Source organism: Sagittula sp., from assembly GCF_052825245.1.
Window position 1 is genome coordinate 36,725 of the sequence record NZ_JBRBWD010000010.1, and the last position, 25,724, is coordinate 62,448.

The following is a 25,724-nucleotide window of genomic DNA, read 5'->3' on the forward strand; positions in this document are numbered from 1 at the left end:
AGATTTATTGCAATGGACAGCCACAGGGCCAACAAGTATCGACAATGGATGGCACGACAGAGTGAAGATACCAAGATAGTGTATGACGATCTAAGCAAGTCGGAGAGGACCCGCGAAGCCATACTCGCTGCGGCCGCGCGACTTTTTCGGTATCAAGGTTATCATGCAACGACGATGCGCGACATCGCGCAGGAAGCCCGCATTGAGGCCGGCAGCATTTATTACCATTTTCAATCCAAGGACCAAATTCTGAGCGAAGTTCTCGAAATTGGCGTCCGTCAACTATATCAGACGGTCAGTGAAATCGTTCGGCCGGCACCGACAAGTTCGGAGGATTTTCGCAAGACTTTCGGAACCCTGATTGAAACACACCTTACCTATCTGTTGACCGACAGTGACTTTACGTCAGCTAATATTCGGAACTATCCGATGTTGTCGGACGAAACACGCGCCCTGCATCGCGAATTGCGTGCATCATATGCAGGTGCCTGGGGCAAATTCCTGAATGACGCCAAACGCGCCGGCCACCTTCGAAGTGACATATCCACTGCTGTGATCCGCCAGTTCATCCTGAGTGCCATGAACTGGACCGTGGAATGGTACGATGTCGACAAGTATCCGGTGCGCATCCTCGCGGAACGAATGAGTAAGCTGATACTTGACGGAATGTGTTTGCATGACAGTGCTGATACAGAAGGCTTGAAGCTGTGTCCCGCCACTCCCGTCAAAACTCCGGACCCTGGCAGCAAGGCGGCTAAGACCCGTGCAGAAATACTAACGGCCGCAGCGCGCGTTCTGAGGGACAATGGCTACAAGGCGACGACTCTGAGAAAGGTCGCGGACAATGCTGGCTTGAAAGCGGGCAGCGTCTATTACCACTTCAATTCCAAGGACGCGATCGTTGACGAAGTGCTGAACGCCGGACTAAAGGACCTGCTATCAGGTGTCGAAGCCGCCGTTCGGCAATTCGATGCCCCCTACGATCATCACGCCAGGATAGCGACCGCAATCTGGACGCACCTGGATTTCCTCTTCAAGGCAAGCGAATTTACCTCGGCGAACATCCGAAGTTATGGAATGCTCCCCAATCATTTCAGGGAGAGGCACAGGGGTATTCGCCATGAGTATGGAAAACTCTGGGATTGGATACTCCGTGAAGCTCAGGACGACGGTGCCATACGGTCGGATATCAAGATCGTCCCCTTGCGCCAGGTGATGTTGGGTGCCTTAAACTGGACGGTGGAATGGTTCGACCCGAACAAGGCAGGAGTGGAAGGATATCTATCACTGCCTGAATTCTCCAGCATGCTCATCAATCTGTTACTGGAAGGCATTTGTAACCGGGAAGCGGCCCCGTCCACAGGACAAGGTAGCCCTGAAAGCGGTTGCCCCGGTCAGACCAGAAGGAAGTGATACAGCCCTTCGGCAACCGCCTTTTCCCGATCCGTCTGCCAGCTGAGCACGCTGACGCTTGCCATCCGCTTGCCTTTGCGCGTGACGTTAGCGCGGGCAAAAAGCGGTCCCTTCACACCGGGTCTGAGGTAATCGACGGTCAGGTTGATCGGCTTGGCCGGAACGTCGGCGAAATCGGGCTGTACCGCGATGGCGGCAGTGGCCTCCATAAAACTCGCGATTATGCCGCCATGGTAGTACTCCATGATCGGGTTACCGATATGGCGGTCATCAAAGGTCATTTCCGCCTCAGCATGGAGACTGTCTAGACTTCTGACCTCAAAGTTGAGAAATCGGAAGAACGGCACCCGGGATACATTGGCATTGACAGTTTGCACGTCCATCACGAGGTTTTTCCTTTTGTCATTGCGTCAAACAGGCTGGTTTCGCCGCGCGTCAATGCAAACGAGGCGGTTCCCCTGGCTATTTCAGCATCCTCATGGCCCGCGAACCAGACGCTGCCGGAATTGAAGGCGATGTGGCGGGTCTTGCGAAAACAATGCGCTTGAACGATGACATCCGCGCGTGAACGGGCCGGGCGCAGGTAATCAACTCTGAGGTCAAGAGTGGCCATGGTACTGACGCCTTCGATGGCAACAAAGTTCGCCAGTCCAAAGACACTGTCCAGAAGTGCCGTCAGGATACCACCGTGGAGCAGCGATTGTTCCGCATCGACGCAAAAGTCCGGATTGAACGGCATCCGAACCCGAACACCTTCCGTCGAGACCTCTTCGATCTCAAGCGCCATATGCGTTATCAGACCCTTGCCGCGCGCATTCCACATCTGCGCGATTTGCTCCATCTTCTTTTGGGTGATGTCTGACATGCGATCTTTCCTTTAACGCCCCGTGAAATTGGGTTTTCGTTTTTCGACGAACGCAGCAACCGCCTCGTGGTGGTCTTCGGTCTGATGCATGAGCGCCTGATAGGCCGCCGCGGAATTCAGGAAATCCGGCAGGTCCATCCGTTCGGCATTGCGCATCAGACGCTTGGCGACCCGCACCGCACGCGGCGGTTTCGCGGCGATGACAGCGGCCCGTTCGCGGGCACGTTCCATCAATTTTTCATGAGGCACAAGTTCAAGCACCATACCAAGCTCCAGCGCTTCCTTGGCCTCGACCATGCGCCCTGAGAAGGTCAGATCGGCGGCCTTCTGGTGGCCCAGACGACGCAACAGGAACCAGCTGCCCGCATCGCCCGGAATGATTCCGAGATTCAGAAACACCTCGCCGAACCTTGCTTTTTCCGACGCGATGCGCATGTCGCACATCATGGTCAGGTCGCACCCCGCGCCCACCGCCGGGCCGTTGACTGCGGCGATGGTCGGAATATCCATGTTGTAGAGCGCAAGCGGCAGCCGCTGCACCCCATCAACATAGCTCTGCGCCGCCGCCAGCGGCTCCTTGCGGAACACGCTGTCGGGATCGTTCATTTCCTTGATGTCGCCGCCGGCACAAAAGGCCGGGTCGGCGCCGGTCAGGATCATCACGCTGACCTGAGGATCGGCCTGCACCTTGGCGAAGGTCTTCAGAAGGGCAGCGATCATGTCGTTTCCGGTGACCGGGTTGCGCCGCTCGGGATCGTTCAGCGTAACCGTGGCGATCCTGTCGGAAATCTCCAGAAGGACGGGCTGTTTATTCATTCTTGCCATCTCCCCGTTCGCGTTTTTCGAACATCGCGGGGTTGATCATGTCCCGCGCGTCATGACCCATATGCAAGGTCTCACCGCCGTCTACATAAATGTCTTCTCCGGTGATGAAACCGCCAAGTTTCGAGGCCAGGAAAATGATCGTGCCTGCGATGTCCTCGGCCGCCCCCATCCGGTTTAGCACCGAGCGGTTCAGCTTTTTCCACTGTTCCGGCGGAATCGGATAGCGGCCAAGCGCATCGGTCTTGATCGTGCCCGGCGCGACACAGTTCAGCCGGATGCCGTACTCGCCCCATTCGGCGGCCAGCGTTTTCATCATGCCCGTCACACCGGCGCGGGCGGCGACGGTGTGTGTAAAGCCGGTAAGCGCGGTGCGCGCAGAGATGGCGGTGACAAACACAACCGATCCACCATTGTCGTACATGAAGTGATCCGCCGCTGCCCGGGTCATCTGCCAAGATCCGATCAGGTTGTTGCGGATCACGGCTTCGAAGCCCTTGTTGGTGATATCGCGGGCGGCCGCGATATACTGGCCGCCGGCATTGTTCACCAAGACATCCAACTGCCCATAGTGGTCCTTGATCCGCCCCATCGCAGTTTCAATACTGTCTTCGTCGCGGGTGTCTCCGGGCACGACGAAGGCCTCGCCCCCCGCCGCGCGGATCATTTCGGCGGTCTCTTCCAGCGGCTCTTCCCGGCGCGCGAACAGCGCAAGCCTGGCTCCGCAAGCGGCCATTTCGATCGCCGTCGCCCGGCCCATTCCAGATCCAGACCCCGTGACCAGGGCAACCTGGCCCGCCATGAGATCCGACGCGTAACGCCTTGATTTCGCTTCGCTCATGTTCCGCCCCCTTAGTTCTTCAGCAATTCGCCGGAGATGATGAGTTTGCGAACCTCCTGGGTGCCCGCGCCGACCTCAAGCACGCGACCGGTCCGGTACAGCCGGTTCACTTCGGTATCACGCATGTAGCCTGAGCCGCCGTGAATCTGGACAGCTTTGTCCAGCACGAAGGATGTCGCCTCAGCGGCCTTGTAGATCGCCGCAGCGGTGAGCTTGTGGATTTCGCCGCGCCCGCCTTCGCCCTCTTCGAGGCCTTCACACATGGCAGCGGTGCGCAAGGACAGGCTGCGCGCGGCCTCGATCTGCGTATACATGTCGGCCAGCATCGCCTGAACCATCTGGAAACTGGCGATCGGTTTGCCGAATTGCTGGCGTGTCTTGGCGTAATCGATGGAAATATCCAGCGCCCGCTGCGCAATGCCCAGAGCGTTGAAACAGACGATGGCACGTTCCAGATCAAGTCCGGACATGGTAACGGCAACCCCGCCATCCAGCTTGCCGACCATGTTTCTGGCCGGAACACGGCAATCTTCGAATACCAGTTCGCCCGTCGGCGAGCCGCGGAATCCCATCTTGTTGAGCTTCTGCGCCACCTTGAAACCGGGCGTGTCGGTTTCCACGATAAAGGCGGAAATGCCCTTGGCCCCTTTTTCGGGCGATGTCTTGGCATAGACCAGCACCAGATCGGCAATCGGCCCATTGGTGATGTAGATCTTGGCGCCGTTCAGGATGTAGTCGTCGCCATCCTTTTTGGCCGTGGTCCGCATCGAGCCAAGCGCATCGGACCCCGCGCCGGGTTCGGTCAGGCCCAGAGCACCCACCAGCGTGCCGTTGCACAGGCCCGGCAGGTATTTTCGGCGCAACTCGTCATTGGCGTTGCGATAGATGTTGTTGACGCACAAATTGTCATGGGCCACATGGGTCAGTCCGATGGCCGCCGAGGCCCTAGACATTTCCTCGGTGATGATACAGGCCGAGGTAAAGTCGAGCCCGGCCCCGCCGAATTCCGGCGGCACGTTCAGGCCGAGATATCCCATCTCGCCCAGCTTGGGGAAAACCGAAGGCGGCAGGTCATCAGTATCGTCCATTTCCGCGTTCAGATGGTGGAATTCGGACATGAAGAACTTGCCGGCCTGATCGGCCAGGGCCTGCTGTTCGTCCGTCATGAAATGTGTTGGCAGAGCGGTGTCGTTGCGCAGTTGCTTGTTCATTGTCTCGTCCCCCTCAGGCGCGCAAAAGTTCTTCGGCAATGATGATCTTGCGGACTTCGCTTGTACCCGCGCCGATTTCCAGCAGCTTGTTGGCGCGGAACAGCCGGTTGATCTCGGTGTCCTGCATGTAGCCAGAGCCACCATGAATATGGCAGGCTTCGGTCACCGCCTTGTTGAATGCCTCGCCGGCGTAAAGACAGGCCGCCGCCGTCAGTTTGTGGATTTCGCCGCGGCCCCCGGCCCCTTTCGGCAACCCGGTACAGGCGGCCAGCGCGCGATAACCGAAGGCGCGCGCGGTTTCGACCTCGGTGTAGATCTCGGCCAGTTTCGACTGCATCATCTGGAAACTTGCAATCGGCTTGCCGAACTGTTCGCGAATCTTGGCGTATTCCAGCCCCAGTTCCAGGGCGCGTTCGGCCATGCCAACGCAGACTGAGGCAACCATAGCACGCTCCAGATCCAACCCGCTCATTACCACCGAAACGCCGGTGTTTTCCGGTCCAACCATGGCGGATGCGGGTACGCGGCAATCCTCAAACACCAGTTCTCCGGTTGGCGAGCCGCGAAAGCCCATTTTGTCAAGCTTTTGCGCCACCTTGAAACCGGGATTGTCCGTCTCGATGATGAAAGCAGAAATGCCCTTGGCGCCCTTCGACTTGTCGGTTTTGGCATAAAGCAGGATCACATCGGCAATGGGGCCGTTGGTGATGTAAATCTTCGAGCCGTTGATGACATAATCATCACCGTCGCGGCGGGCAGTGGTGGCCATGGATCCGAGCGCATCGGATCCCGCACCCGGTTCGGTCAGGCCCAAAGCACCGACGAGCTCGCCCGAGCAAAGGCCCGGCACGTATTTCTTCACCTGCTCTTCGGAGCCATTGCGCAGCAGGTTATTCAGGCACAGGTTGTCATGCGCCCCGTGCGAGAGGCCCACAGCCGGATTCCACTTCGAAATCACCTCGGACACCAGCGCCTGGGTGAACTCGTTCTGCCCCGATCCGCCCAGCTCCTCCGGCGCGGTAATCCCCAGCAGGCCCAGCTCGCCCATCTGCTTGAACAGATCATCGGGCCACCATTCCTCGTCATCCATGCGCGCCTGCAGCGGGTGCAGCACCTCGCGCGATACCCGATCCACGTGATCGACGATCTGGCGTTGCTCATCAGTCAAAGAATAGTTCGCCCTGATGGCTTCCAGATCAGCCGAGATGGCCTCACTTTGAGCGGTCATATCGTCCTCCCGAAAAATGTTGTTTGCGTTGTTGACCAAAATCAAACACATGTTAGAAAATAGATCAAGCCAAGCTTTTGACGACCTGACGTAAGAAAGCGCGGCGTCCTGAATGCAGGGGGGAACTTCGGAAATGACTGAGAGCGTTGTTCAATCGCAGGTGCTCGGCAAAGAAGTGCGTATCACGATTCGACGTCCTGATAATCGAAATGCCCTCAACCGTGAGGTCGCAGACGGGATCATGGCCGCCATATGTGCTGCCGAGAGGGACAGCGATTGCCGCGTGATCGTTCTGACCGGCGAGGGCGAGCGCGCCTTCTGTGCCGGGGGCGACATCAAGGCGGGGGCGGATGGCGGCCCGTTTGTTCAGGATCCGGCGGACCCGGATCATTTTGCCGGAAGGTTGTTCGAGACGATACAGGCGTGCCGAAAGCCAACGATCGCGCGCATCAATGGCGTCGCGATGGGGGCGGGAGCGGGCATCATCTGTGCCTGCGATCTGGCTGTGATGGCGGATCATGCCCGCGTCGGAACGCCGGAAGTGAAGGTGGGTCTGTTTCCCATGACGATCGTGCCACCCATGATGCGCGTGCTGCCCCGGCGGAGGCTGATGGAGATGTTCATCACCGGCGTTCCTCTGACGGCCGAGGAAGCCCTGCAGTTCAATCTGGTCAACTATGTGACCGATGCCGCGGGGCTGGACGACAAGGTTGCAGAACTGGTTGCCCAGATCGCCGCGCAGTCGCCGAGCGCGATCCGGCTGGGAAAATACGCCTGTCACGCGATGGAGGATATGACCTATCCGCAGCAGATGCGGTTTGCAGAAACACTTTTACCGCGTGTGGCGCAGACCGAAGACGCGCGCGAAGGCTTTGATGCCTTCATCTCGAAGCGCAAACCTGAATGGACGGGCCGCTGATCAAACGGGGAGGAGAGGAATATGTCGGAACGCAAGCTGCGCATCGGATGCGCGTCGGGCTTCTGGGGCGATACGCCGGAAGCGATCGGTCAACTGGTCTCAAAGGGCGAGATCGACTATCTGGTGTTTGACTATCTGGCAGAGGTGACAATGTCGCTGATGGCGCGGGCCCGCGCCAAAGCGCCCGAGACGGGCTATGCGCCGGACTTCGTCAAGGCGCTGGCACCCTGGTTGCCGGATATCAAGGCAAAAGGGATCAAGGTCGTTGCCAATGCAGGGGGCGTGAACCCGCGTGGCTGCAGCGATGCGCTTGCCAAAGCCGCCGCCCAGGCCGGGATCGATCTGTCCATCGGAGTCGTGCTAGGCGATGACCTGTTGCCCAGGGCCGATGAAATTCGCAAAAACGGTCAGACGGAAATGTTCTCGGGTGTCGCATTTCCAGATGATATCTGGAGCATGAATGCCTATCTGGGTGCCCGCCCCATCGCTGCCGCGCTGGATGCCGGGGCCGACATCGTGATCACCGGACGCTGCGCCGACAGCGCGGTCGCGCTTGGTCCCCTGATGCATGAATACGGCTGGGGCGACGATGACTGGGACAAGCTCAGCCAGGGATCGCTGGCCGGCCACCTGATCGAATGCGGCCCCCAGGGAACCGGCGGCAACTTCACCGACTGGCAGGACGTGCCGGGTTGGGACAATATGGGCATGCCCATCGTCGAGGCGTCCGAAGACGGCAGTTTCATCATGACCAAGACGCCTGACACCGGCGGGCTGGTCGTGCCCGGGTCAGTCGGAGAGCAGATGCTCTATGAAATCGGGGATCCGCGCGCCTACCTGTTGCCCGACGTGATCTGCGACTGGTCCGGGGTCACCCTGGAGCAGGTCGGACCCGATCAGGTGCTGGTCAAGGGCGGCAGGGGGCTTGGGCGCACCGACAGCTACAAGGTGTCGGCGACCCATGCCGATGGCTGGCGCGCGGTCTCTACCCTGACACTGGCCGCGATTGATGCACCCGCCAAGGCCGAACGTGTGGCCGAGGCGATCCTGACCCGCTGTCGCCGGATTTTCCGCGACCGCAACATGGGCGATTTTCGGCAGGTCAGCGTCGAGGTGCTGGGGGCCGAGGCGGCCTATGGCGCAAATGCGCGCGCCCGAACCCGCGAGGTGGTGCTCAAGATCGGCGCGGTCCATGACGATCGCGCCGCGCTGAACATCTTTGCCGGCGAAATAGCACCGATGGCGATTTCGACCGCGCAGGGTCTGACCGGGTTCTTCGCCGGACGGCCCAAGGTGCAACCGGTGGTCCGCCTGTTCTCCTTCCTTCAGAGCAAGGCCGAGACCCCCGTCGCGGTCGAGGTCGACGGCAAGGATGTGCCCGTGAGCGTGGCCACTACGCCAGTCCACCTTGATCCACCTGCCGCACCGCCCGCAGATAGCCGCGAGCCCGGCCCGGACGCTGTCAAGGTCCGCCTCGTCGATCTGGCCTGGGGCCGCTCGGGCGACAAGGGGGACATCGCCAATATCGGCATCCTCGCGCGCAAGCCGGACTACCTGCCATATATCCGCTCGGCTCTCAGCGAAGAGGTGGTGAAGGACTATTTCGCCCATGTCTGCGACGGCAGGGTAGAACGGTTCGACTTGCCTGGAAGCCATTCGCTGAATTTCCTGTTGCATGAATCGCTTGGCGGTGGCGGCATCGCCTCGGTTCGCATAGACCCGCAGGGCAAAGGGTTCGCGCAGATGCTGCTTGATATCGAAATTCCCGTGCCAGCCGATCTGGCTGCACGTGACGGACTGAATGCCGCGGCCCGGAACTAAGAGGACGACACCATGACCATTTCGAAACTCCTGGTCGCCAATCGGGGCGAGATCGCGGCGCGCGTGTTGCGCACCGCCAAGGCCCGCGGGCTTGCGACGGCCGTGTTGCGTCATGTCGCCGAGCAAGAGGGGCCGGCGCATCTGATCGCAGATGAGGTCGTGATGATCGACGGCCCGACGCCCGTGGCCGCCTATCTCGATATTCCGCAGATCGTCGCGGCGGCAACAAAGATCGGCGCGGATGCGGTGCATCCCGGCTATGGCTTTCTGTCAGAGAATGCCGGTTTTGTCGCGGCGCTGGAAAAAGCCGGAGTGACCTTTGTCGGCCCGACGTCCGAGGTCATCGACCTGATGGGGGACAAGGTCCGCGCCCGCGCCTTTGTCGAGGAACACGGGTTTCCCGTCGCCCCCTCGGCGATCGAGGATGATGATCCGGCGAGCTTTGTCGAACGCGCCCGCGCCGTGGGCTATCCGCTGCTGATCAAACCCTCGGCCGGCGGTGGCGGCAAGGGCATGCGCGTTGTGCGCGAGGACAGCACGCTGGAAACCGAAATCGAAACCGCGCGCCGCGAAGGCGAACGATATTTCGGCGACGGGCGGCTTTTCGTCGAACGCTATATCGAACGCCCGCGCCATATCGAGGTGCAGGTGATGGGCGACGGACAGGGCAACGTGGTCCATTTCTGGGAACGTGAATGTTCGATCCAGCGCCGGTTCCAGAAGATTATCGAGGAAACGCCGTCACCGGCGCTGACCCCCGAGCAACGGGATGAGATCTGCGAGACCGCTGCCGGAATTGCCCGTGCCGTCAAATACCGCGGGGCAGGGACCGTTGAATTCATCTATGCGCAGGACGGGGCCTTTTATTTCCTGGAAATGAACACCCGCCTTCAGGTCGAACATCCGGTGACCGAACTGGTGACCGGCTTCGATCTGGTTGCCGAGCAGCTGCGTGTCGCGGCGGGCGACGGGCTGAGCGCCGTGCAGGCGGATATTCCCCAAACCGGACACTCGATCGAACTGCGCATCTGCGCCGAGGACGCGACGGCCGATTTCCGGCCCGCGATCGGCGATATCCTGCTGCTGGACGAACCCCAGGGCGAGGGGATCCGCGTGGACAGCGGCATTCTGGATGGCGGCAAGGTGACAACCGACTTCGACCCGATGTTGTCCAAGCTGATCGTACATGGCCCGGATCGCGCGCAGGCCATCGCCCGTGCCCGGAGCGCGGTGCAAAGCTATGTGATTCTCGGGGTAACGACCAACACTGGTTACCTGGATGCAATCCTTGCACATCCGGATTTCGCCTCTGGTGACGTTTCAACTGGCTTCCTGGCTGAACAATCCGAAACGCTGACCGCGCCGGGCGAAGATGTCTCTGACTTGCTGATAGCGGCGGCGGCCCTATCGGACGAGCGCCTGGTGAGTGACGTAATGCAGATACCGGAAATGTACCGCAAGATGGGCGGGTGGAGAAACTGATGCAACGGATTTTTCAGATCGACGGAGAAGAGACTGATTGCTGGTTGGGTCATGATGGCAGCCGGTTCGTGCTCAATACCCCCACTGGCGCTGTTACCTGCCAATTGGACCCGACGGGTCTGCCGGGCGGTTACAAGCTGCGGGCCAAGGGTGTTGTGCGCGAATTGCGACTGGCCGTGGGGCCGGAAGCAACTTTTGTGCACATGGACGGGCGAACCTACGAAGTCGGGCGGGTTGATCCCGCCGAACGCCTGGCCGGAAGCGACGGTGGCGCGAGCGACGACCGATTGGTGGCGCCCATGCCGGGTGTCGTGGTGTCGGTTGCGGTTAAACCCGGCGATGCGGTTGAAGAAGGCCAGCCGCTTCTGGTGATCGAAAGCATGAAGTTGGAAACCACACTGACGGCGCCGCGCGGCGGGGTCGTTGCCGAAATGCCATTCGCCGAAGGCGACAGTTTTGGTCTGAAAGACATCCTGGCCCAATTGGCCCCGGAGGAGGAGTGACAATGCGCAGGATTGAAAGTCAGATCGACACCAATGCCGCCGACTACAAGGCAAATTTCGCCGCCATGTCTGAACGGCTGAAGGAATTCCACGCCCGCCAGCACGCGGCGCGTTTCGAACGTCCGCAACGCGATATCGACCGCCTTGCCCGCCAGAACAAACTGGGCGTGCGCGAGCGGTTGAAACTGCTGCTGGACCCCGGCACTCCGTTTTTGGAGTTTTCCACACTTGCCGCCTGTCGCGAATACGATGGCACCGTGCCTGGCGCCGCTGTGGTGACGGGCATCGGTATTGTGCAGGGTCGCGAGGTCGCCATCCACGCCAACGACGCTAGCGTCAAGGGCGGGGCTTGGTATCCACATACGGTCAAAAAGGTCGTGCGTCTTCTGGATGTCGCGCTGGAAAACCGCCTGCCGGTCATCCATATCTGCGACAGCGCGGGCGGTTTCCTGCCGCTGCAGCACGGGGTGTTTCCCGACCGGTATCTGGGCGGGCGGGTGTTCCGCAACCAGGTCAAGCTGAGCCAGGCCAATATCCCGCAGATTGCCGTGGTCGGCGGACACTGCACGGCTGGCGGTGCCTATGTGCCGACGCTGAGCGACTACAACATCATCATCGAAGGCACAGGCGCGATTTTCCTTGGCGGTCCCCCGCTGGTCAAGGCGGCCACCGGCGAAGAGGTCGGTGTTCAGGAACTTGGTGGGGCGGTTATGCATACCTCGGTTTCGGGAACCGGCGACTACCGAGCCGCCACTGAACAGCACGCCTTTTCACTGGCGCGCGAGATTGTCAGCCAATGGAAGCGCACCCCGAAAACGATCATCGAAACCGCCGCTTTTGAAGAGCCATACTACGACCCCAAGGAGCTTTATGGGATCATCCCCAAGGACCGGAAAACCCAGTTTGATATGCGCGAGGTTCTGGCGCGGATCGTCGATGGCTCGCGCTTTCACGAATACCAGCCCGACTATGGCACCACGATGGTTTGCGGCTTTGCCCATATCTGGGGTTACAAGGTTGGCATCCTTGCCAACAACGGGGTGTTGTTCAACGACAGCTCGCTGAAGGCGGCGCATTTCATGCAGCTTTGCAATCAGAACCGCACACCTCTGGTCTTCTTTCAGAACATCACTGGCTATATGGTGGGCCGCGAATACGAAGAACGCGGCATCGCCAAGGACGGTGCCAAGATGCTGATGGCGCAGGGCGGTTCGGTCGTGCCGAAGTTCACAGTGATCGCCAATGCCTCGTACGGGGCAGGCAATTACGGCATGTGCGGGCGGGCCTGGGATGCGCGCACGCTGTTTATGTGGCCGCAAGCCGAGATCGGCGTGATGGGGGCGGATCAGGCCGCTAATACCATGGCGGACGTCAAGATTCGGCAGCTTCAGCGCGAAGGCAAAGAGCTGACCGAAGAAGAAATCGCCGCGATCCGCGAACCGGTGCTGGAAAAATACAAGCGCGATGTCGAAGCCTATACCTCCACCTCGGAACTGTGGGATGACGGCATCCTCGATCCGGCGGACACACGCAACGCGCTTGGCATGTCGATTTCTGCCTCGCTCAATGCACCGATCGACGATCCGCACTACGGGATCTTCCGTCTGTAAAGGCTTGAGGGACGGCACACCGGGTCGGGGAGTGCCGTTCCGCGTCAAGGCGCTTCCATCTGGCGCTTTCGGAATCTGAAGTAGTCCTGACCGGTCCGGTTCCCGGACAGGTCAGGACGATGTCCGCCGCGCCTCCTGAATGGAGACGACGTCAGAGGCCGCCATGCCGGGCCGGTCTGCCTCGACCGCCTTCAGCGGTTCGACCGGCGTCAATCCGGCCAGACAGTCGCGCGCAAGTTGCTGGTATTCCGCGGTGCCGCGCGTTTTCCACGCGACTTCTTTCTCGCTGACCTCGCGGATCACCTTTGCCGGCGATCCCACCACCATCGAACGCGGCGGAATCACGGTTTCGCCACGCACAAACGCCTGCGCGCCGACAATCGATTCCGCCCCAAGCTCTACACCATCCATAATGACGGAATTCATTCCGACCAGAGCGTTCCGGCCCACTGTGCAACCGTGCAGGATCGCGCCATGGCCGATGTGGCCGTCGCTTTCCACCACGGCGTCGCGGCCGGGAAAGGAATGGATGATGCAATTGTCCTGAACATTGGCTCCATCCCCGATCACGATCCTGCCGAAATCGCCCCGCAAGCTTGCTCCGGGGCCGATGTAGCATCCATGACCCAAGATGACATTTCCGATCAGAACGGCCTGGGGGTGGACATATGTATCCTCGGGCACGACGGGTATAAAACCCTTGAACTCATAACAGTATGCCATTCCGACCACCTTTCGTAAGCTGAGTGCTAAACGCTTGTCAGCGGTTGCGCCGGGACCAGAATCCCTCAATTGTGCCGCCGATCAGGGCGTGTGGCCCGAAAACAAACACAAGTTAGAAAATAGCGCAAGCTCCCTACGTCACAGCTTGGCAATATTGACACTTCCCAAGGTTGGGATTTAAAATCTAACAAATGGTAGAAAATAGGCTGGCGGACCGATTAGGGTGGCCTGACCGAACTTGGGAGAGAGAGAAATGACAGACAAAGCCTATGTTGCAGGCGTTGGGATGGTCCCGTTCCAGAAGCCGGGAAAATCCGAAAGCTACGATGTGATGGCGACCGCTGCGACCCGGTCCGCTCTGGCAGACGCAGGGTTGGATTATGATAAAGTCCAACAGGCCTATGTTGGCTATGTCTATGGCGACAGCACCTGCGGTCAGCGCGCCCTGTACCATGTCGGAATGACAGGCATCCCGGTTCTGAATGTGAACAACAACTGCTCGACCGGATCGTCCGCCCTGTTCCTGGCCAGGCAGGCAGTTGAAAGCGGCGCGGTCGAATGTGCTCTGGCACTTGGGTTCGAACAGATGCAGCCCGGCGCAATCGGTGCGATGTTCCATGACCGGGTCAGCCCGTTTGCGGCATTCGACAGAGAAACCGACGAACTGGTTGGCAGTGCCGAGATCCCGCTGGCGCTGCGGTACTTCGGCGGTGCGGGCAAGGCGCATATGGACGAGTTCGGCACCCCCCTGGAAACCTTCGCAAAAATCCGCGCCAAGGCCAGCCGACATGCTGCGAAGAATCCGGTTGCCCTGTTCCGGCAGGAGGTGACGGCGGAAGACGTCATGGCCGCCCAGGTCGTCTGGCCCGGCGTCATGACCAAGCTCATGGCCTGTCCGCCAACCTGTGGCGCGGCCGCCGCGATCATTTGTTCCAAGGAATTCGCCGACAAGCACGGACTGGACAGTTCGGTTCGGATCGCGGCGCAGGCCATGACGACGGACGGCCCGGAAACTTTCGAAGCCCATGACATGCGCGAAGTGGTCGGCTTTTCGATGGCCAAGCGCGCCGCCGATCAGGTTTACGAGGACGCGGGCATCGGGCCCGAGGACGTGGATGTGGTCGAACTGCACGACTGTTTCGCCCACAACGAGCTTATCACCTATGAGGCGCTTGGCCTTTGCAGTCGCGGCGAAGCGGCGAAATTCGTTGATGATGGCGACAACACCTACGGCGGAAAATACGTGACCAACCCGTCGGGCGGTCTTTTGTCCAAAGGCCATCCGCTTGGGGCGACCGGCCTAGCGCAATGTACCGAGCTCGTTCAGCAGCTTCGCGGCCAGGCAGATGCGCGCCAGGTTGATGGCGCACGTCTGGCGCTTCAGCACAATCTGGGCCTCGGCGGGGCCTGCGTCACCACGCTTTATGAAAAAGCCTGATAGCGCCTTTCGGGAGGAATCAATATGACTGGAAAACTCGACGGGCGCGTGGCGCTGGTCTCGGGCTCGGGCCGGGGCATTGGCCGCGAAATCGCTCTCAAACTGGCCTCGGAAGGGGCCCGGCTGGTGATCAACGATCTGGACGCCGATCCGGCCAATGAAACCGCCGAGGCGGTGCGCGCAATGGGTGCTGAGGCCGTGGTCTGTGCCGGCAGCGTTACCGAAGACGGTTTTGCCGAACGGTTCATCAAGACCGGCGTGGACAGCTTTGGCGGGTTAGACATCATCGTGAACAACGCAGGCTACACTTGGGATAGCGTCGTTCAGAAGATGTCCGACGAACAGTGGCAGGCGATCATCGACGTCCACCTGACGGCACCTTTCAAGATCCTGCGCGCTGCCCAGCCGGTGATCAGCGCCAAGGCCAAGGAAGAGGCCGCCGCCGGGCAAGAGGTGTTCCGCAAGGTAGTCAACATCTCGTCCATCGCAGGGACCGGCGGCAATGCTGGCCAGATCAACTATTCCGCCGCCAAGGCCGGTATCCTAGGGGTCACCCGGACGATGGCCAAGGAATGGGGCCGCTACAAGGTCAACGTCAACGCCGTCGCCTTCGGCCCGATCCGCACCCGCCTGACCGAAGGCAGCGCGGATGGCGACAGCACGATCAAGGTCGAAGAAAAAGAGATCAAGGTCGGCGTGAACCCCGATCTCCTGTCCCAGATGGAGCGCATGATCCCGCTGGGCCGGGTCGGCACTCCGGAAGAAGCTGCCGGTGCCGTCTATCTGTTCTGTGCGCCGGAATCGAACTTCATTTCAGGCCAGCACGTCATCTGCGGTGGCGGTTTCGTGATCTAAGGCATTTGCCCGGACCCGATGACGGGGTCCGGGCAAGCACATTAATGTCTGGACGGCCTCTTGGCGGTCGCCAATGCGGAATTTTCCGCAAACTCTAGTCTGGCACGATCACGACGATTGACTCACTTGCGTTGTTAACCTAACAGGCGTTAGTTAGGCGTTGGAGCGATACGAAGGTCTATGGCACAGAACACGGCAATCAAAGCCAACGAGACATCGCGCAGCGCGGTTGGACGGGACGGGGTGCTGGACATTGCCGCGCGGCTTTTCCGCGAACAAGGCTACGGGTCCGTTTCGCTCCGAAAAATTGCCGAGGCCGCCGGGATCAAGGCGGGTAGCATATACTATCATTTCGGTTCCAAGGACGAGATCGTCGCGGCCGTTCTTGATGCAGGGATTCGAGTCGTTCACGCGAGCATGAGAGACGCCATCACCGACCTGCGGGCCGATACCGACGGCGAAACGGTACTGCGCGCCGCGATCCGGGCGCATCTGCGCGCGCTTCTTGATGTGAGCGATTATACATCGGCGAATGTGCGTATTTTCGGGCAGGTGCCGCAATCCGTCCGGGATGCCAACTTGCCCACGCGAAGGGCCTATGAGGCAGAGTGGGACAGTCTTCTGTCCCAGCTTAAGAAAGATGGCACGCTGAAGCAAGACGTCGATATCCGTCGCCTGCGCCTGATGCTGATCGGTACATTGAACGCCACGCTCGATTGGTTCGACCCGGACCGCGGTAGCGCCGATGCGTTGTCACGCACCTATGCCGATGTGTTCCTCAACGGGATACTCCAAAGACAGGATACCTGACTACATGGCACGTCTTGAAACAGCGGTGCTGACCGCATCAGAGACCTACACCCGCAACCACGCCGCACAAAGCGAGCGCGTCGAAACGCTGCGTGCGCGGATCGCCGAAGCAACGGCTGGCGGCCGCCCCGACATGGTCGCGCGGCATCGCAAGCGCGGCAAGCTGCTGGTCCGCGAACGGATCGACCTGCTGGTGGATCCGGGCACTGCATTTCTTGAGTTGTCGTCGCTTGCCGCCTACGGTCAATATGGAGGCGAGGTGCCCGGTGCGGGGATCGTGACCGGTATCGGGATCGTCCACGGGCTGCCCTGCGTTGTGATCGCCAACGATGCGACAGTGAAGGGTGGTTCCTTCTATCACGAAACCGTGCAGAAACACATCCGCGCCCAGGAAATCGCAGCCGAGAACCGGCTGCCCTGCCTCTATCTGGTGGATTGCGGCGGTGCCTATCTGCCAGAGCAGGACAGGGTCTTCCCCGATGCCCGGCATTTCGGCAATTCCTTTTATCGCCAGACCAACATGTCGGCGAGCGGTCTGCCGCAGATCTCGGCGGTCTTTGGAGGCTGCACGGCCGGTGGGGCCTATATCCCGGCCCTGTCGGACGAGGTCATCATGGTGCGCGGCAACGCGCGCATCCATCTGGGCGGGCCGTCGATCGTCAAGGTGGCGATCAACGAAGAGGTCGATGGCGAAACGCTGGGCGGGGCCGAGATGCATTCGCGTGTTTCGGGGGTGTCCGACCATCTGGCCGAGGACGAGTACCACGCATTGGCACTCATGCGCGACATCGTGGCCGAGCTGGGCCAGTCGCGCGCGATGCAGCCCGACAAGGTACCACAGCCGCCCGCGCATGATCCCCAGGAACTGCTTGGCGTCATCAGCGCCGATCGCAAACAGCCCTATGACATGCGCGAGGTTCTGCTGCGCATGATCGACGCCGGCGAATTCCGCGAATTCAAGCCCGGATGGGGTGAGACGCTGGTCTGTGGCACAGCGTGCATCCATGGATACCGGGTTGGCATTCTGGCCAACAACGGTGCGCTTTTGTCCGCAAGTTCGCTGAAGGGCGCGCAATTCGTGTCGATGTGCGATCAACGCAACATCCCGCTTTTGTTCCTGCACAACATCTCGGGCTTCATGGTTGGCACCGACGCTGAACGCGGCGGCATAGCCAAGGACAGCGCCAAGCTGGTCTATGCCATGTCGGTGGCCAAGGTGCCGCGCCTGTCGGTGCTGCTGGGTGGCTCTTACGGGGCGGGCAACTACGGCATGTGCGGACGTGGCTTCGCCCCGAATTTTCTCTTTGCCTGGCCCACTGCGGAACTGGCCACCATGTCTGCCGACATCGCCACAAATGTGATGCTGGAACTGCGCCGCCAGAAAGGGGGCGACCCGGGCAAGATGGAGGCCGACATGAAGCTGATCGAGGAGCAGGTTCGGGCCCAGTACGGTGAACAGTCCGATCCCTATTATGCCACCTCGCGGCTTTGGGATGACGGGCTGATCGAACCCGCGCAAACCCGCGATATCCTTGGCCTGTGCCTGGCCATCGTGACATCGGTGCCCGAAGCCGGTCGCCATACGCCTGTATTCAGAATGTGAGGCTTCAAGTTGACCAATACCTACAACACGATCCTTGTCGAAACCGATGCGCGCGGCGTCGCCACGCTGACGCTCAACCGCCCCGACAAACACAATGCGCTGAATGGCGAATTGATCGCAGAGCTATACGATGCCGCCGAAAAGCTGGCTGCAGATGACGATGTGCGTATTGTGGTCCTGACCGGCGCGGGCAAGAGCTTCTGCGCGGGCGGCGATTTCAACTGGTTCGCCTCTAATGTCGAGAAAACCCGTAGTGAAAGGGTCGCACAAAGCGCCACGCTGGCGCGGCTGTTGCGCCGTCTTGACACGCTGCCCAAACCCTTGATCGGGAGGATCAACGGCCCGGCTTACGGTGGCGGTGTCGGCATGATCTCCGTCTGCGACTACACCATCGGCGCCGAAGGCGCGCGCTTCGGTCTGACCGAGGTCAAACTGGGCCTTCTGCCCGCGAATATATCGCCTTACGTGGTGGCCCGCATCGGCAAGGTGCATTCGCGTGAGACCATGCTGTCGGGGGCGTTGTTCGACACCGCCCGCGCCGAGCGGATCGGTCTGTTGACCGAGGTTGTCGCGCCGGGCGACCTGGACGCCACGGTGAACCGGGTGGTGCATGATCACCTTCAGGCCGCGCCGGGTGCGGTGGCCGATACCAAGGCGCTGATCGCCTATGTCGCGTCCCACGATCTGGAGACCAACATGATCTACACCGCCGACCGGCTGGCCGATGCGTGGGAGACGGAGGAAGGTATCGAAGGCATCAACAGTTTCATCAACAAGGGCGTTCCGTCATGGCGGGTGAAATGAGCTTCACCCGCGTTCTGATCGCCAACCGGGGCGAGATTGCCCGGCGCATCCAGCGCGGGTGCCGCAAACTGGGGCTGGAAAGCGTAGCGGTGTTTTCGGACGCGGACCGCGACGCGCCCTTCGTGGCCGAGGCCGATCATGCCGTCTGCATCGGCGGGGCCGCCCCGTCGGACAGCTATTTGAACGTCGCGGCCATCCTTGAGGCCGCGCGGGCGACGGGCGCGGATGCGGTACACCCGGGCTATGGTTTTCTGTCTGAGAATGCCGGTTTCGCGGCGGCGGTCGAGGCGGCGGGCCTTGTGTTCATCGGGCCGGAACCCGACGCTATCGCGCGGATGGGCTCCAAGATCGAGGCCAAGGCTGCCGCCGAAGCCGCAGGCGTGCCCGTCCTGCCCGGCTATCGCGGCGAGGATCAGTCCGACGCGCGCCTGCTGCAAGAGGCCGAGGCGCTTGGCACCCCCTTTCTGGTCAAGGCCAGCGCCGGCGGCGGCGGACGCGGGATGCGGCTTGTCTCCGATCTGGGCGACGCACCCGAAGCGATTGCATCTGCCCGGGCCGAAGCGCAGAGCGCCTTCGGCGATCCGGCGGTGTTCCTCGAACGCTATGCGCCCCGTGCCCGCCACGTCGAAGTGCAGGTTCTGGGCGACACTCACGGCACCGTGCTGCATCTGGGCGACCGCGATTGTTCGCTGCAACGCAACCACCAAAAGCTGATCGAAGAAGCCCCCGCCGCCGATCTTCCCGAGGCTGTGCGCGACCGCATGCGTGCTGCAGCGGTGCGGTTGGCGCTGGCGATCGGCTATCGCTCCGCCGGGACGGTGGAATACCTCTATGACCCCGGGCGCGGTGAATACTACTTTCTGGAAATGAACACCCGCTTGCAGGTCGAACACCCCGTGACTGAGGCAATCACCGGCATCGACCTTGTTGAATGGCAGTTGCGCATCGCGCGGGGCGAGCCGCTGACACTGGCGCAATCGGATGTGAAATTCGACGGGCACGCGATTGAAATCCGCATCGCCGCCGAAAACCCGGCCGAGAATTTCCGCCCCGAAACGGGCGAGATCAGCCTTTGGGCTCCGCCCGCCGGCGTGCGGCTCGATACCGGGGTCGAGGCAGGCTCGGTCGTCAGCCACCATTACGATTCGATGATTGCCAAGCTGATCGTCCACGCGCCGGACCGGGCCGGTGCGATCCGTCAGGCGGTCGTCGCAATGGATGCCTTTGCCGTCGGTGGCGTCGGTCTGAACCTGGCCTATCAGCGCGCGTTGCTGACACACCCGGATTTTGAGGCGTTCCGTCACCATACCTCGGGCCTGCCCGAGATGTTTCCAGGCGGCTGGACTGAACCGTCCGCTGATCCCCGGGACATGGCCTTTGCCGCGATGGCGCTGCATCTGCGTCTCGTGCCGGCGGGCGCGTCGCCCTGGGAAAGCCTGGGGTCATGGCGACTCACAGCCCCTGCGAGACAGTCCGGCGCGGCCTTCTATTGGGACACAACCAAAGACGAACCGATCCGCATGAACGGCTCCGGGTCGGGGTTGACTGCCATTCAGCCGGACGGCCAGACCATCACGGTCGAGAGTGCCGCTTTAACAGGATGCCGACTGAGCGGACGCATCGATGGGGTTCCGTTTTCGCGCATCGCTTACGTCGTGCGCGCGCCGAGTCACTGGCGAGTGCACCTGCAAACCCCTGCTGGAATGACCGCGACAGACCTGCGTACGCTGGAAGACCAGCATCTGCAACGTGCCACCGGCGGGTCTGGCGTCGCTGACCTGTTGTCCGCACCCATGCCCGGCGCCGTGGCCGAGGTGCGCGTCGCACTCGGCGACCGCGTCAAAGCCGGTGACACCCTGGTGGTGCTTGAGGCCATGAAGCTGTTGCAAAGCCTGCCCGCGCCGGTCGCGGGCGTGGTGACTGAAATCTATTGTGCACCCGGCGATACGGTCGCCGGGCACGCCCCACTTATCAAACTCGATCCAGAGGAAAACACATGACCAGACAAGACAGCATTACTCAGGTCACCGGCCCGTTCAACGAAGACCTCGAGTTGATCCGCAACCAGTTGCGCCGGTTCATTGAAGCCGAGGTGATCGCCAAGGCCGAGCCTTGGGAGGAGGAGGGCAAGGTACCCCGCGACGTGCTGCGCCGGATGGGTGATCTCGGCGTGCTGGGGATGCGCTATGACGAACAGTATGGCGGCGCGGGGCTGGACGTGATGTCCAGCGTGGTTTTGGCCGAAGAGGTCGGGCGATCCACTTTCGGCGGGTTCTCGGCCACGGTTCTGGTCCACACCGACATGGCCTCGCCGCATCTGGAAAACGCCGGCACGCCCGAACAGAAGGCGCGCTGGATGCCGTCGATCGTCTCGGGCGAAATGATCACCGCCGTTGCTGTGACTGAACCGGGCGCGGGCTCGGACGTGGCCGGCATGCGCACCCGCGCGGTGCGGGACGGGTCGGACTGGGTGCTGAACGGCACCAAGATGTTCATCACCAACGGCGTGCATGGCGATCTCTACTTTGTCGGTGCCAAGACCGATCCCGATGCCAAGGGGTCGCGCGGGATCACCATGTTCGCGGTCGAAAAGGGCACGCCGGGCTTTTCGGTGGGCCGGGCGTTGAATAAGACCGGCTGGCTGTGCTCGGACACTGCCGAACTGATCTTCGAAGAAGTCCGCATCCCGACCGAAAACGTTTTGGGCGAGGTCAACCACGGCTTCTATTCGGTAATGAAGAACTTCCAGAACGAACGCATCGTGCTGGGTGCGATGGCCTGTGCCGAGGCGCAAACCGCGCTGGACATAACTGTGGATTACGTCAAGCAGCGCAAGGCCTTTGGCGGCGCTCTTTGGGACAAGCAGGCCGTGCGCCAGCGACTGGCCGACTGTCAGACGCGGATCGTGGCAGGGCGTCAGCTGGTCTATCACGCCGCCGGTTTGGATGCCGCGGGCCGTGACTGCGTGAAAGAGGTCTCGATGGTCAAAGCCTATTGCGGCGAACTGGTGAACAGCGTGCTCTATGACTGCGTCCAGTTTCATGGCGGTATGGGCTATATGCGCGAAACACCGGTGGAACGCATGTCACGCGATGCCCGTGTGCAGGCCATCGGCGGCGGGGCGAGCGAAGTCATGTTGGAAGAAGTCGCCAAGCGCATGTGAGCTTACTATCCAAAAAAGTAACAATCTACAGAAACAAGGACGAAAAAGATGAATCTGGAAACCACTCAAAGCCGATCAGTCGCAAGACTGACCCGAGAGATCTCGATAATACTCGTCGGCACAATTCTTCTGACAATATCCGCCAAAATCGTGGTGCCGTTCTACCCCGTACCTATGTCTACACAGACCTTGGTTGTCTTGGGTCTGGGTCTTTTCCTGGGGCCGGTGCGTAGTAGTCTTGTTGTTGTGACATACCTTTTTGAAGGTCTGCTTGGCCTGCCGGTCTTCGCAGGCACGCCTCCGGCTCCGGCAGGACTGGCATATATCGCGGGTCCCACAGGCGGATACCTGGTAGGCTTCGCACTTGCAGCGGCGGCTGCCGGTTGGGTTGTTCAAGCACTGCAAGGACTTTGGCCTTCATTCAGAGCATCTGTCGCGGTCTTTTCGGGCTCGATACTCATGTATTGCGCAGGGCTGTTCTGGTTGGGTGGCTTTGTCGGTTATGGCGAGGAATTGCTGAACGCCGGGCTTTACCCATTCCTGATCGGGGATCTGACGAAGGCGACAATTGCTGTAGTTCTGTATTCTGCTTACCATAATCGCCGCGCTGTGTGACTGCCAGCCCAAGACCGTATCAGACTGTTTTAGTCTCATACGGTCTTAGTCCGATATAAGTTGAAATGGTCCGATGCCAGATTTGGTAGGCACCGGACGCCAGCCTGAGGTTTCCGGCGCCATGCGAGAGCAACGCACAAAACTGTGCGAACCGGATTGTTCGCAATCAATAACTGGTCGCACACAATGAAAAGAAGCAGCATGTTTTTCTCAGAGCCGGAGCCTTGCCGCGCGAAGGGAGTCGAATTGGCCCCTGGAATTCTGAGGATCGTCGCGAACAATCCCGGAAAGATGACCTACCACGGGACAAATAGCTACATCATTGATACGCCTGATGGTCGGTTCATAATCGACCCCGGCCCAGCAGAAGACAGTACACATTTCGAGGCAATCATCGAAAATTTGGGGGCCAAACCATCCGGGATTCTGCTCACACACCACCATTCTGATCATTTTGGAGTCGTCCCAGCCCTGCGAGCACGGACAGACGCACCTGTTTATGCCTCACGGGCATTCCCTGACGATGCATTTCGACCTGACCGGTTTCTGGAGGACGGACAGGTCATTGCCGGTCTTACCGTCCTGCACACACCTGGTCACGCGAGCGACCACCTTTGTTTCGCGAGACCTGACGGAGTGCTCTTCACGGGCGACCACGTTATGAGCTGGAACAGTTCGATCGTCAGCCCCCCTGACGGAAACATGCACGACTACTGCGCGCAGCTACAGCGGCTGATTGAGCGCGACGATAGGATCTACTGTCCGGGGCACGGACCTATACTCCGGGATCCGCAACCTTACGTCAAACGGTTGCTTTCCAACCGCATGCGTCGCGAGGCGGAGATCCTCGCCCACCTCTCAAACACCCCGGGTTCGGTCCAGAATATCGCCGCTTCCGTCTACCAGAAAACCGACCCACATATCGCAATGGCCGCAGAACGAAACGTTGCGGCGCATCTGGAGAAGCTGTTGTCTGAGTCGCGGGTGGTACAAGATGGCGGAGTCTGGAAATTAACATAAGACGCGTTATGCGACTAGCAACAAAACATTGAAATCATTTGAATTTCGCCCTCTACCTCCTCCCTGTGGGCGAACCTCTGGCGGCATCGGCTTTGCCGATGCCGCCTCTTTCACCGGGCTAGGATCGGATACGGCCGGTGCGTAGCGAGACGCTCTTGCAGCCAATCAATCCTTAAGAAAAAATGAAGGTACACAAGAACCAGTGAGTGTTAACAAGGAAGAAGCGGCTCCGGTCGCTCGACTGATCTGTAGTCGCATCAACCGGACGGTTGGCTGGGTTTATCGGTGGAACACGTCCGAGCTGTCGATCCTCTGGATCGGCGCCGCCCGCACCGCAGACCACATCGATCCACCTCTGCGCCCGGACATGCTTGCAGCTGCACAGGCCGTTACTTCGGATGAGGTAACACGCTTCCTGGAAAAGCTGTCGCGCGGGTGAACGATCTCATAATAGTCGCTCCATGTGCGATCGGCGGAATAATAGCGACAGACAAATTGACCCCCAAACAATAGTATATTATTGCAGGGTGCAGATTCGACCGTCAGCCGACTGAGTTCCTCGTCATGCGCAGTTTTCTTCGTCATTTTGCCTTCGCAACGATTGTGAGCACGGCTTCCCTCTTCGGCGCCTCGACCAAGGCTTCGGCACAGACCTACCCGATCGATTGCGCCATTCTGCTCTGCCTCTCCGGCGGCTGGCCGGCGTCAGAACCTTGCTCGCGGGCGCGTGCAGAGTTCATCCGTCGGATCACGCCCTGGCCTGTCGAGCCCCCGCTGCAGATCTGGCGTTGCCCCATGGGGGCCTCCTTCGAACCTGTAGACGATCCCGGTCGCACTCCGCGTGTCTTTGACATCCTCTTCTCCAACGCTTCTCACCTGCCCCAGAGCCTCGCAGAATCTGATCCCGAGAACGCTGGCGCCCTCTTGCCAGCCGTCCTGCGGTCGAAAGGTGTCGACCCCCTACCCCAACCTGACGGGTTCGCATTACATTTGATCCAGAACCGCGCCGATATCGACATCAGTGGGCCGGAATTCAATTTCGTCCGCTCTATCCGTGTCTATGATGTGCGCTACGCGCAGCAAGTCGAGTCCCGTGACAGTGATTGCAGCCGGTACGAACACATCCGTCTCGGAACCTATGGAACCCAGGGCGATTTTTCGTGGTCTCGTTCTTCCGTCGCGGCGTTGCCCGAGGCCCATGTCGGCTTGGAACGTTGGGGCGATCATTGTCCCTCAATCTATCACCGCTCGGTCTTCGTCGACTGGCGAGACTACGAGGGCAATTACGGGTTCGAGCAGGTGAACTACTAAGTCGTTGTCCTCTGCACCAAACCTGCATTAGAGACCGTGGATCGCAGCGTCCCATAACAATCCGCTGTTATCATTGCCCTTCGGTCCCATCGAGGCTTGATTTCGTCATACCATCCGAGGCGACAGCCCTTCGCCTCGTCTTAAATCCGGTGATCGAGTTCCGTCGCCGCCTCGGCCGCTGCCAGTAGCGTAACCGCATCGATCTGCAGAGCACGCGCGAGTACGATCAACTCAACTACGTCGACCCTACGCTCTCCGCTCTCCAGACGAGCGACGAAGGACTGGTGGCATCTGAGACGTAAAGCGAACTCGGCCTGCGTTAAGCCAGCCGCCTTCCGCGCCGCAATCAAAGCGTCGCGAAGTGCCTCATGTCCCGAACTCCTGATCGTTTTCGCCACGTGTCACAAACCTCTTGTGACAGGGCTAATCTACTTTATAGATTATCTAAAAAGTGGATAGTGGGCGTTTACATGATGATAGAGACTCCGAACTGCACGCCGCCGATACGGCCAGATTTCACAAGACGGCGGCCCTTCGAAAAGATCGCGGCCAATTCACTCGTCCATCAAGTCCAGGAAGCGTCCGTAGTCCTGGCTCACCTCGCGCGCCTCTTCGAACGCCCGCGCGCGCTCAACCTCAAGGCACCGAAAGTAGCTCTGGATGTCCC

Annotated in this window: 25 protein-coding genes; 17 read left to right on the top strand and 8 right to left on the bottom strand. The window is 60.3% G+C overall.

The window, feature by feature from the left end:
* Window positions 1-78 precede the first annotated feature (78 nt).
* On the top strand, window positions 79-1,413 hold the full coding sequence (locus ACU0DV_RS02860; RefSeq protein WP_446273474.1) for a TetR/AcrR family transcriptional regulator: 1,335 nt from the start codon (window positions 79-81) through the stop codon (window positions 1,411-1,413).
* On the opposite strand, the gene ACU0DV_RS02865 is transcribed toward ACU0DV_RS02860, so the two are convergent.
* Genes ACU0DV_RS02865 through ACU0DV_RS02890 form a run of 6 tightly spaced genes read right to left on the bottom strand, consistent with a single transcriptional unit; the run spans window position 1,395 to window position 6,380 of the window.
* Window positions 1,395-1,796: a PaaI family thioesterase gene (locus ACU0DV_RS02865; RefSeq protein WP_028093915.1), complete on the bottom strand. Its 402-nt coding sequence runs from the start codon at window positions 1,794-1,796 to the stop codon at window positions 1,395-1,397. The two genes, ACU0DV_RS02860 and ACU0DV_RS02865, sit on opposite strands and share 19 nt — an antisense overlap.
* A complete protein-coding gene (locus ACU0DV_RS02870; protein ID WP_027264417.1) occupies window positions 1,796-2,278 on the bottom strand; it encodes a PaaI family thioesterase in 483 nt (160 codons plus the stop codon). The genes ACU0DV_RS02865 and ACU0DV_RS02870 overlap by 1 nt, the downstream gene beginning before the upstream one ends.
* Window positions 2,279-2,290: 12 nt before the next feature.
* Entirely contained in the window at window positions 2,291-3,103 is an 813-nt protein-coding gene (locus ACU0DV_RS02875; protein ID WP_446273475.1) for an enoyl-CoA hydratase-related protein, read from the bottom strand.
* Complete coding sequence (locus tag ACU0DV_RS02880; RefSeq protein ID WP_027264419.1) at window positions 3,087-3,941, bottom strand: SDR family NAD(P)-dependent oxidoreductase; 855 nt, start codon at window positions 3,939-3,941, stop codon at window positions 3,087-3,089. The genes ACU0DV_RS02875 and ACU0DV_RS02880 overlap by 17 nt, the downstream gene beginning before the upstream one ends.
* Window positions 3,942-3,952: 11 nt before the next feature.
* Window positions 3,953-5,152, bottom strand: coding sequence for an acyl-CoA dehydrogenase family protein (locus tag ACU0DV_RS02885; protein WP_027264420.1), 1,200 nt, complete (start codon window positions 5,150-5,152; stop codon window positions 3,953-3,955).
* Window positions 5,153-5,165: 13 nt separating this feature from the next.
* Window positions 5,166-6,380, bottom strand: a complete 1,215-nt coding sequence (locus tag ACU0DV_RS02890) for an acyl-CoA dehydrogenase family protein (RefSeq protein WP_051372710.1) — start codon at window positions 6,378-6,380, stop codon at window positions 5,166-5,168.
* Between the two features lie 133 nt (window positions 6,381-6,513).
* Here ACU0DV_RS02890 and ACU0DV_RS02895 point away from each other — a divergent pair, with 133 nt between their 5' ends.
* From ACU0DV_RS02895 to ACU0DV_RS02915, 5 genes are read left to right on the top strand one after another with little or no spacing between them, the layout of a single operon-like run.
* The gene (locus ACU0DV_RS02895) at window positions 6,514-7,299 is read left to right on the top strand and encodes an enoyl-CoA hydratase-related protein (protein ID WP_027264422.1); all 786 of its coding nucleotides are present in this window, start codon (window positions 6,514-6,516) and stop codon (window positions 7,297-7,299) included.
* 21 nt (window positions 7,300-7,320) lie between these two features.
* Entirely contained in the window at window positions 7,321-9,120 is a 1,800-nt protein-coding gene (locus ACU0DV_RS02900) for an acyclic terpene utilization AtuA family protein (protein ID WP_027264423.1), read from the top strand.
* 12 nt (window positions 9,121-9,132) lie between these two features.
* On the top strand, window positions 9,133-10,602 hold the full coding sequence (locus ACU0DV_RS02905) for an acetyl-CoA carboxylase biotin carboxylase subunit (protein ID WP_027264424.1): 1,470 nt from the start codon (window positions 9,133-9,135) through the stop codon (window positions 10,600-10,602).
* Window positions 10,590-11,105: an acetyl-CoA carboxylase biotin carboxyl carrier protein subunit gene (locus ACU0DV_RS02910; RefSeq protein ID WP_027264425.1), complete on the top strand. Its 516-nt coding sequence runs from the start codon at window positions 10,590-10,592 to the stop codon at window positions 11,103-11,105. Before ACU0DV_RS02905 ends, ACU0DV_RS02910 begins: the two co-directional genes overlap by 13 nt.
* 2 nt (window positions 11,106-11,107) lie before the next feature.
* On the top strand, window positions 11,108-12,715 hold the full coding sequence (locus tag ACU0DV_RS02915; protein WP_027264426.1) for an acyl-CoA carboxylase subunit beta: 1,608 nt from the start codon (window positions 11,108-11,110) through the stop codon (window positions 12,713-12,715).
* Between the two features lie 111 nt (window positions 12,716-12,826).
* Here the strand turns inward: ACU0DV_RS02915 and ACU0DV_RS02920 are convergent, their stop codons facing one another.
* On the bottom strand, window positions 12,827-13,438 hold the full coding sequence (locus ACU0DV_RS02920; RefSeq protein ID WP_027264427.1) for an acyltransferase: 612 nt from the start codon (window positions 13,436-13,438) through the stop codon (window positions 12,827-12,829).
* 253 nt (window positions 13,439-13,691) lie between these two features.
* Between ACU0DV_RS02920 and ACU0DV_RS02925 the strand changes: the two genes are divergently transcribed.
* From ACU0DV_RS02925 to ACU0DV_RS02975, 11 genes are all read left to right on the top strand, one after another.
* Window positions 13,692-14,876 carry a lipid-transfer protein gene (locus ACU0DV_RS02925; RefSeq protein ID WP_027264428.1) on the top strand — a complete coding sequence of 395 codons (1,185 nt, stop codon included), beginning with the start codon at window positions 13,692-13,694 and terminating at the stop codon, window positions 14,874-14,876.
* 24 nt (window positions 14,877-14,900) lie between these two features.
* Window positions 14,901-15,731, top strand: a complete 831-nt coding sequence (locus tag ACU0DV_RS02930; protein ID WP_027264429.1) for an SDR family NAD(P)-dependent oxidoreductase — start codon at window positions 14,901-14,903, stop codon at window positions 15,729-15,731.
* A 180-nt stretch (window positions 15,732-15,911) separates the two neighbouring features.
* Complete coding sequence (locus ACU0DV_RS02935) at window positions 15,912-16,541, top strand: TetR/AcrR family transcriptional regulator (protein WP_036051609.1); 630 nt, start codon at window positions 15,912-15,914, stop codon at window positions 16,539-16,541.
* Window positions 16,542-16,545: 4 nt separating this feature from the next.
* Window positions 16,546-18,144, top strand: a complete 1,599-nt coding sequence (locus ACU0DV_RS02940; RefSeq protein WP_027264431.1) for an acyl-CoA carboxylase subunit beta — start codon at window positions 16,546-16,548, stop codon at window positions 18,142-18,144.
* A gap of 9 nt (window positions 18,145-18,153) precedes the next feature.
* Window positions 18,154-18,948 (top strand): crotonase/enoyl-CoA hydratase family protein, encoded by a 795-nt coding sequence (locus ACU0DV_RS02945; RefSeq protein WP_009803479.1) that lies wholly within the window; start codon window positions 18,154-18,156, stop codon window positions 18,946-18,948.
* Window positions 18,945-20,948, top strand: a complete 2,004-nt coding sequence (locus ACU0DV_RS02950) for an acetyl/propionyl/methylcrotonyl-CoA carboxylase subunit alpha (protein ID WP_271109765.1) — start codon at window positions 18,945-18,947, stop codon at window positions 20,946-20,948. The genes ACU0DV_RS02945 and ACU0DV_RS02950 overlap by 4 nt, the downstream gene beginning before the upstream one ends.
* Complete coding sequence (locus tag ACU0DV_RS02955; RefSeq protein WP_035366643.1) at window positions 20,945-22,111, top strand: acyl-CoA dehydrogenase family protein; 1,167 nt, start codon at window positions 20,945-20,947, stop codon at window positions 22,109-22,111. Before ACU0DV_RS02950 ends, ACU0DV_RS02955 begins: the two co-directional genes overlap by 4 nt.
* 48 nt (window positions 22,112-22,159) lie before the next feature.
* Window positions 22,160-22,726 carry a biotin transporter BioY gene (locus ACU0DV_RS02960; RefSeq protein WP_035366645.1) on the top strand — a complete coding sequence of 189 codons (567 nt, stop codon included), beginning with the start codon at window positions 22,160-22,162 and terminating at the stop codon, window positions 22,724-22,726.
* A 201-nt stretch (window positions 22,727-22,927) separates the two neighbouring features.
* Window positions 22,928-23,746: an MBL fold metallo-hydrolase gene (locus tag ACU0DV_RS02965; RefSeq protein WP_028093934.1), complete on the top strand. Its 819-nt coding sequence runs from the start codon at window positions 22,928-22,930 to the stop codon at window positions 23,744-23,746.
* Window positions 23,747-23,948: 202 nt separating this feature from the next.
* Window positions 23,949-24,185, top strand: a complete 237-nt coding sequence (locus ACU0DV_RS02970; protein ID WP_154664377.1) for a hypothetical protein — start codon at window positions 23,949-23,951, stop codon at window positions 24,183-24,185.
* 125 nt (window positions 24,186-24,310) lie between these two features.
* Window positions 24,311-25,057 carry a hypothetical protein gene (locus tag ACU0DV_RS02975; protein WP_271109764.1) on the top strand — a complete coding sequence of 249 codons (747 nt, stop codon included), beginning with the start codon at window positions 24,311-24,313 and terminating at the stop codon, window positions 25,055-25,057.
* Between the two features lie 140 nt (window positions 25,058-25,197).
* On the opposite strand, the gene ACU0DV_RS02980 is transcribed toward ACU0DV_RS02975, so the two are convergent.
* Window positions 25,198-25,455: a helix-turn-helix domain-containing protein gene (locus ACU0DV_RS02980; RefSeq protein ID WP_446273476.1), complete on the bottom strand. Its 258-nt coding sequence runs from the start codon at window positions 25,453-25,455 to the stop codon at window positions 25,198-25,200.
* Window positions 25,456-25,724 lie beyond the last annotated feature (269 nt).

Excerpts from the sequence above, each read along its gene's own strand:
- ACU0DV_RS02940 (WP_027264431.1), top strand. The coding sequence starts at position 16,546 with ATGGCACGTCTTGAAACAGCGGTGCTGACCGCATCAGAGACCTACACC.
- ACU0DV_RS02935 (WP_036051609.1), top strand. The coding sequence starts at position 15,912 with ATGGCACAGAACACGGCAATCAAAGCCAACGAGACATCGCGCAGCGCG.
- ACU0DV_RS02960 (WP_035366645.1), top strand. The coding sequence starts at position 22,160 with ATGAATCTGGAAACCACTCAAAGCCGATCAGTCGCAAGACTGACCCGA.
- ACU0DV_RS02930 (WP_027264429.1), top strand. The coding sequence starts at position 14,901 with ATGACTGGAAAACTCGACGGGCGCGTGGCGCTGGTCTCGGGCTCGGGC.
- ACU0DV_RS02905 (WP_027264424.1), top strand. The coding sequence starts at position 9,133 with ATGACCATTTCGAAACTCCTGGTCGCCAATCGGGGCGAGATCGCGGCG.
- ACU0DV_RS02880 (WP_027264419.1), bottom strand. The coding sequence starts at position 3,941 with ATGAGCGAAGCGAAATCAAGGCGTTACGCGTCGGATCTCATGGCGGGC.
- ACU0DV_RS02895 (WP_027264422.1), top strand. The coding sequence starts at position 6,514 with ATGACTGAGAGCGTTGTTCAATCGCAGGTGCTCGGCAAAGAAGTGCGT.
- ACU0DV_RS02925 (WP_027264428.1), top strand. The coding sequence starts at position 13,692 with ATGACAGACAAAGCCTATGTTGCAGGCGTTGGGATGGTCCCGTTCCAG.
- ACU0DV_RS02965 (WP_028093934.1), top strand. The coding sequence starts at position 22,928 with ATGTTTTTCTCAGAGCCGGAGCCTTGCCGCGCGAAGGGAGTCGAATTG.
- ACU0DV_RS02920 (WP_027264427.1), bottom strand. The coding sequence starts at position 13,438 with ATGGCATACTGTTATGAGTTCAAGGGTTTTATACCCGTCGTGCCCGAG.
- ACU0DV_RS02885 (WP_027264420.1), bottom strand. The coding sequence starts at position 5,152 with ATGAACAAGCAACTGCGCAACGACACCGCTCTGCCAACACATTTCATG.
- ACU0DV_RS02865 (WP_028093915.1), bottom strand. The coding sequence starts at position 1,796 with ATGGACGTGCAAACTGTCAATGCCAATGTATCCCGGGTGCCGTTCTTC.
- ACU0DV_RS02975 (WP_271109764.1), top strand. The coding sequence starts at position 24,311 with ATGCGCAGTTTTCTTCGTCATTTTGCCTTCGCAACGATTGTGAGCACG.
- ACU0DV_RS02870 (WP_027264417.1), bottom strand. The coding sequence starts at position 2,278 with ATGTCAGACATCACCCAAAAGAAGATGGAGCAAATCGCGCAGATGTGG.
- ACU0DV_RS02875 (WP_446273475.1), bottom strand. The coding sequence starts at position 3,103 with ATGGCAAGAATGAATAAACAGCCCGTCCTTCTGGAGATTTCCGACAGG.
- ACU0DV_RS02915 (WP_027264426.1), top strand. The coding sequence starts at position 11,108 with ATGCGCAGGATTGAAAGTCAGATCGACACCAATGCCGCCGACTACAAG.
- ACU0DV_RS02950 (WP_271109765.1), top strand. The coding sequence starts at position 18,945 with ATGAGCTTCACCCGCGTTCTGATCGCCAACCGGGGCGAGATTGCCCGG.
- ACU0DV_RS02890 (WP_051372710.1), bottom strand. The coding sequence starts at position 6,380 with ATGACCGCTCAAAGTGAGGCCATCTCGGCTGATCTGGAAGCCATCAGG.
- ACU0DV_RS02955 (WP_035366643.1), top strand. The coding sequence starts at position 20,945 with ATGACCAGACAAGACAGCATTACTCAGGTCACCGGCCCGTTCAACGAA.
- ACU0DV_RS02900 (WP_027264423.1), top strand. The coding sequence starts at position 7,321 with ATGTCGGAACGCAAGCTGCGCATCGGATGCGCGTCGGGCTTCTGGGGC.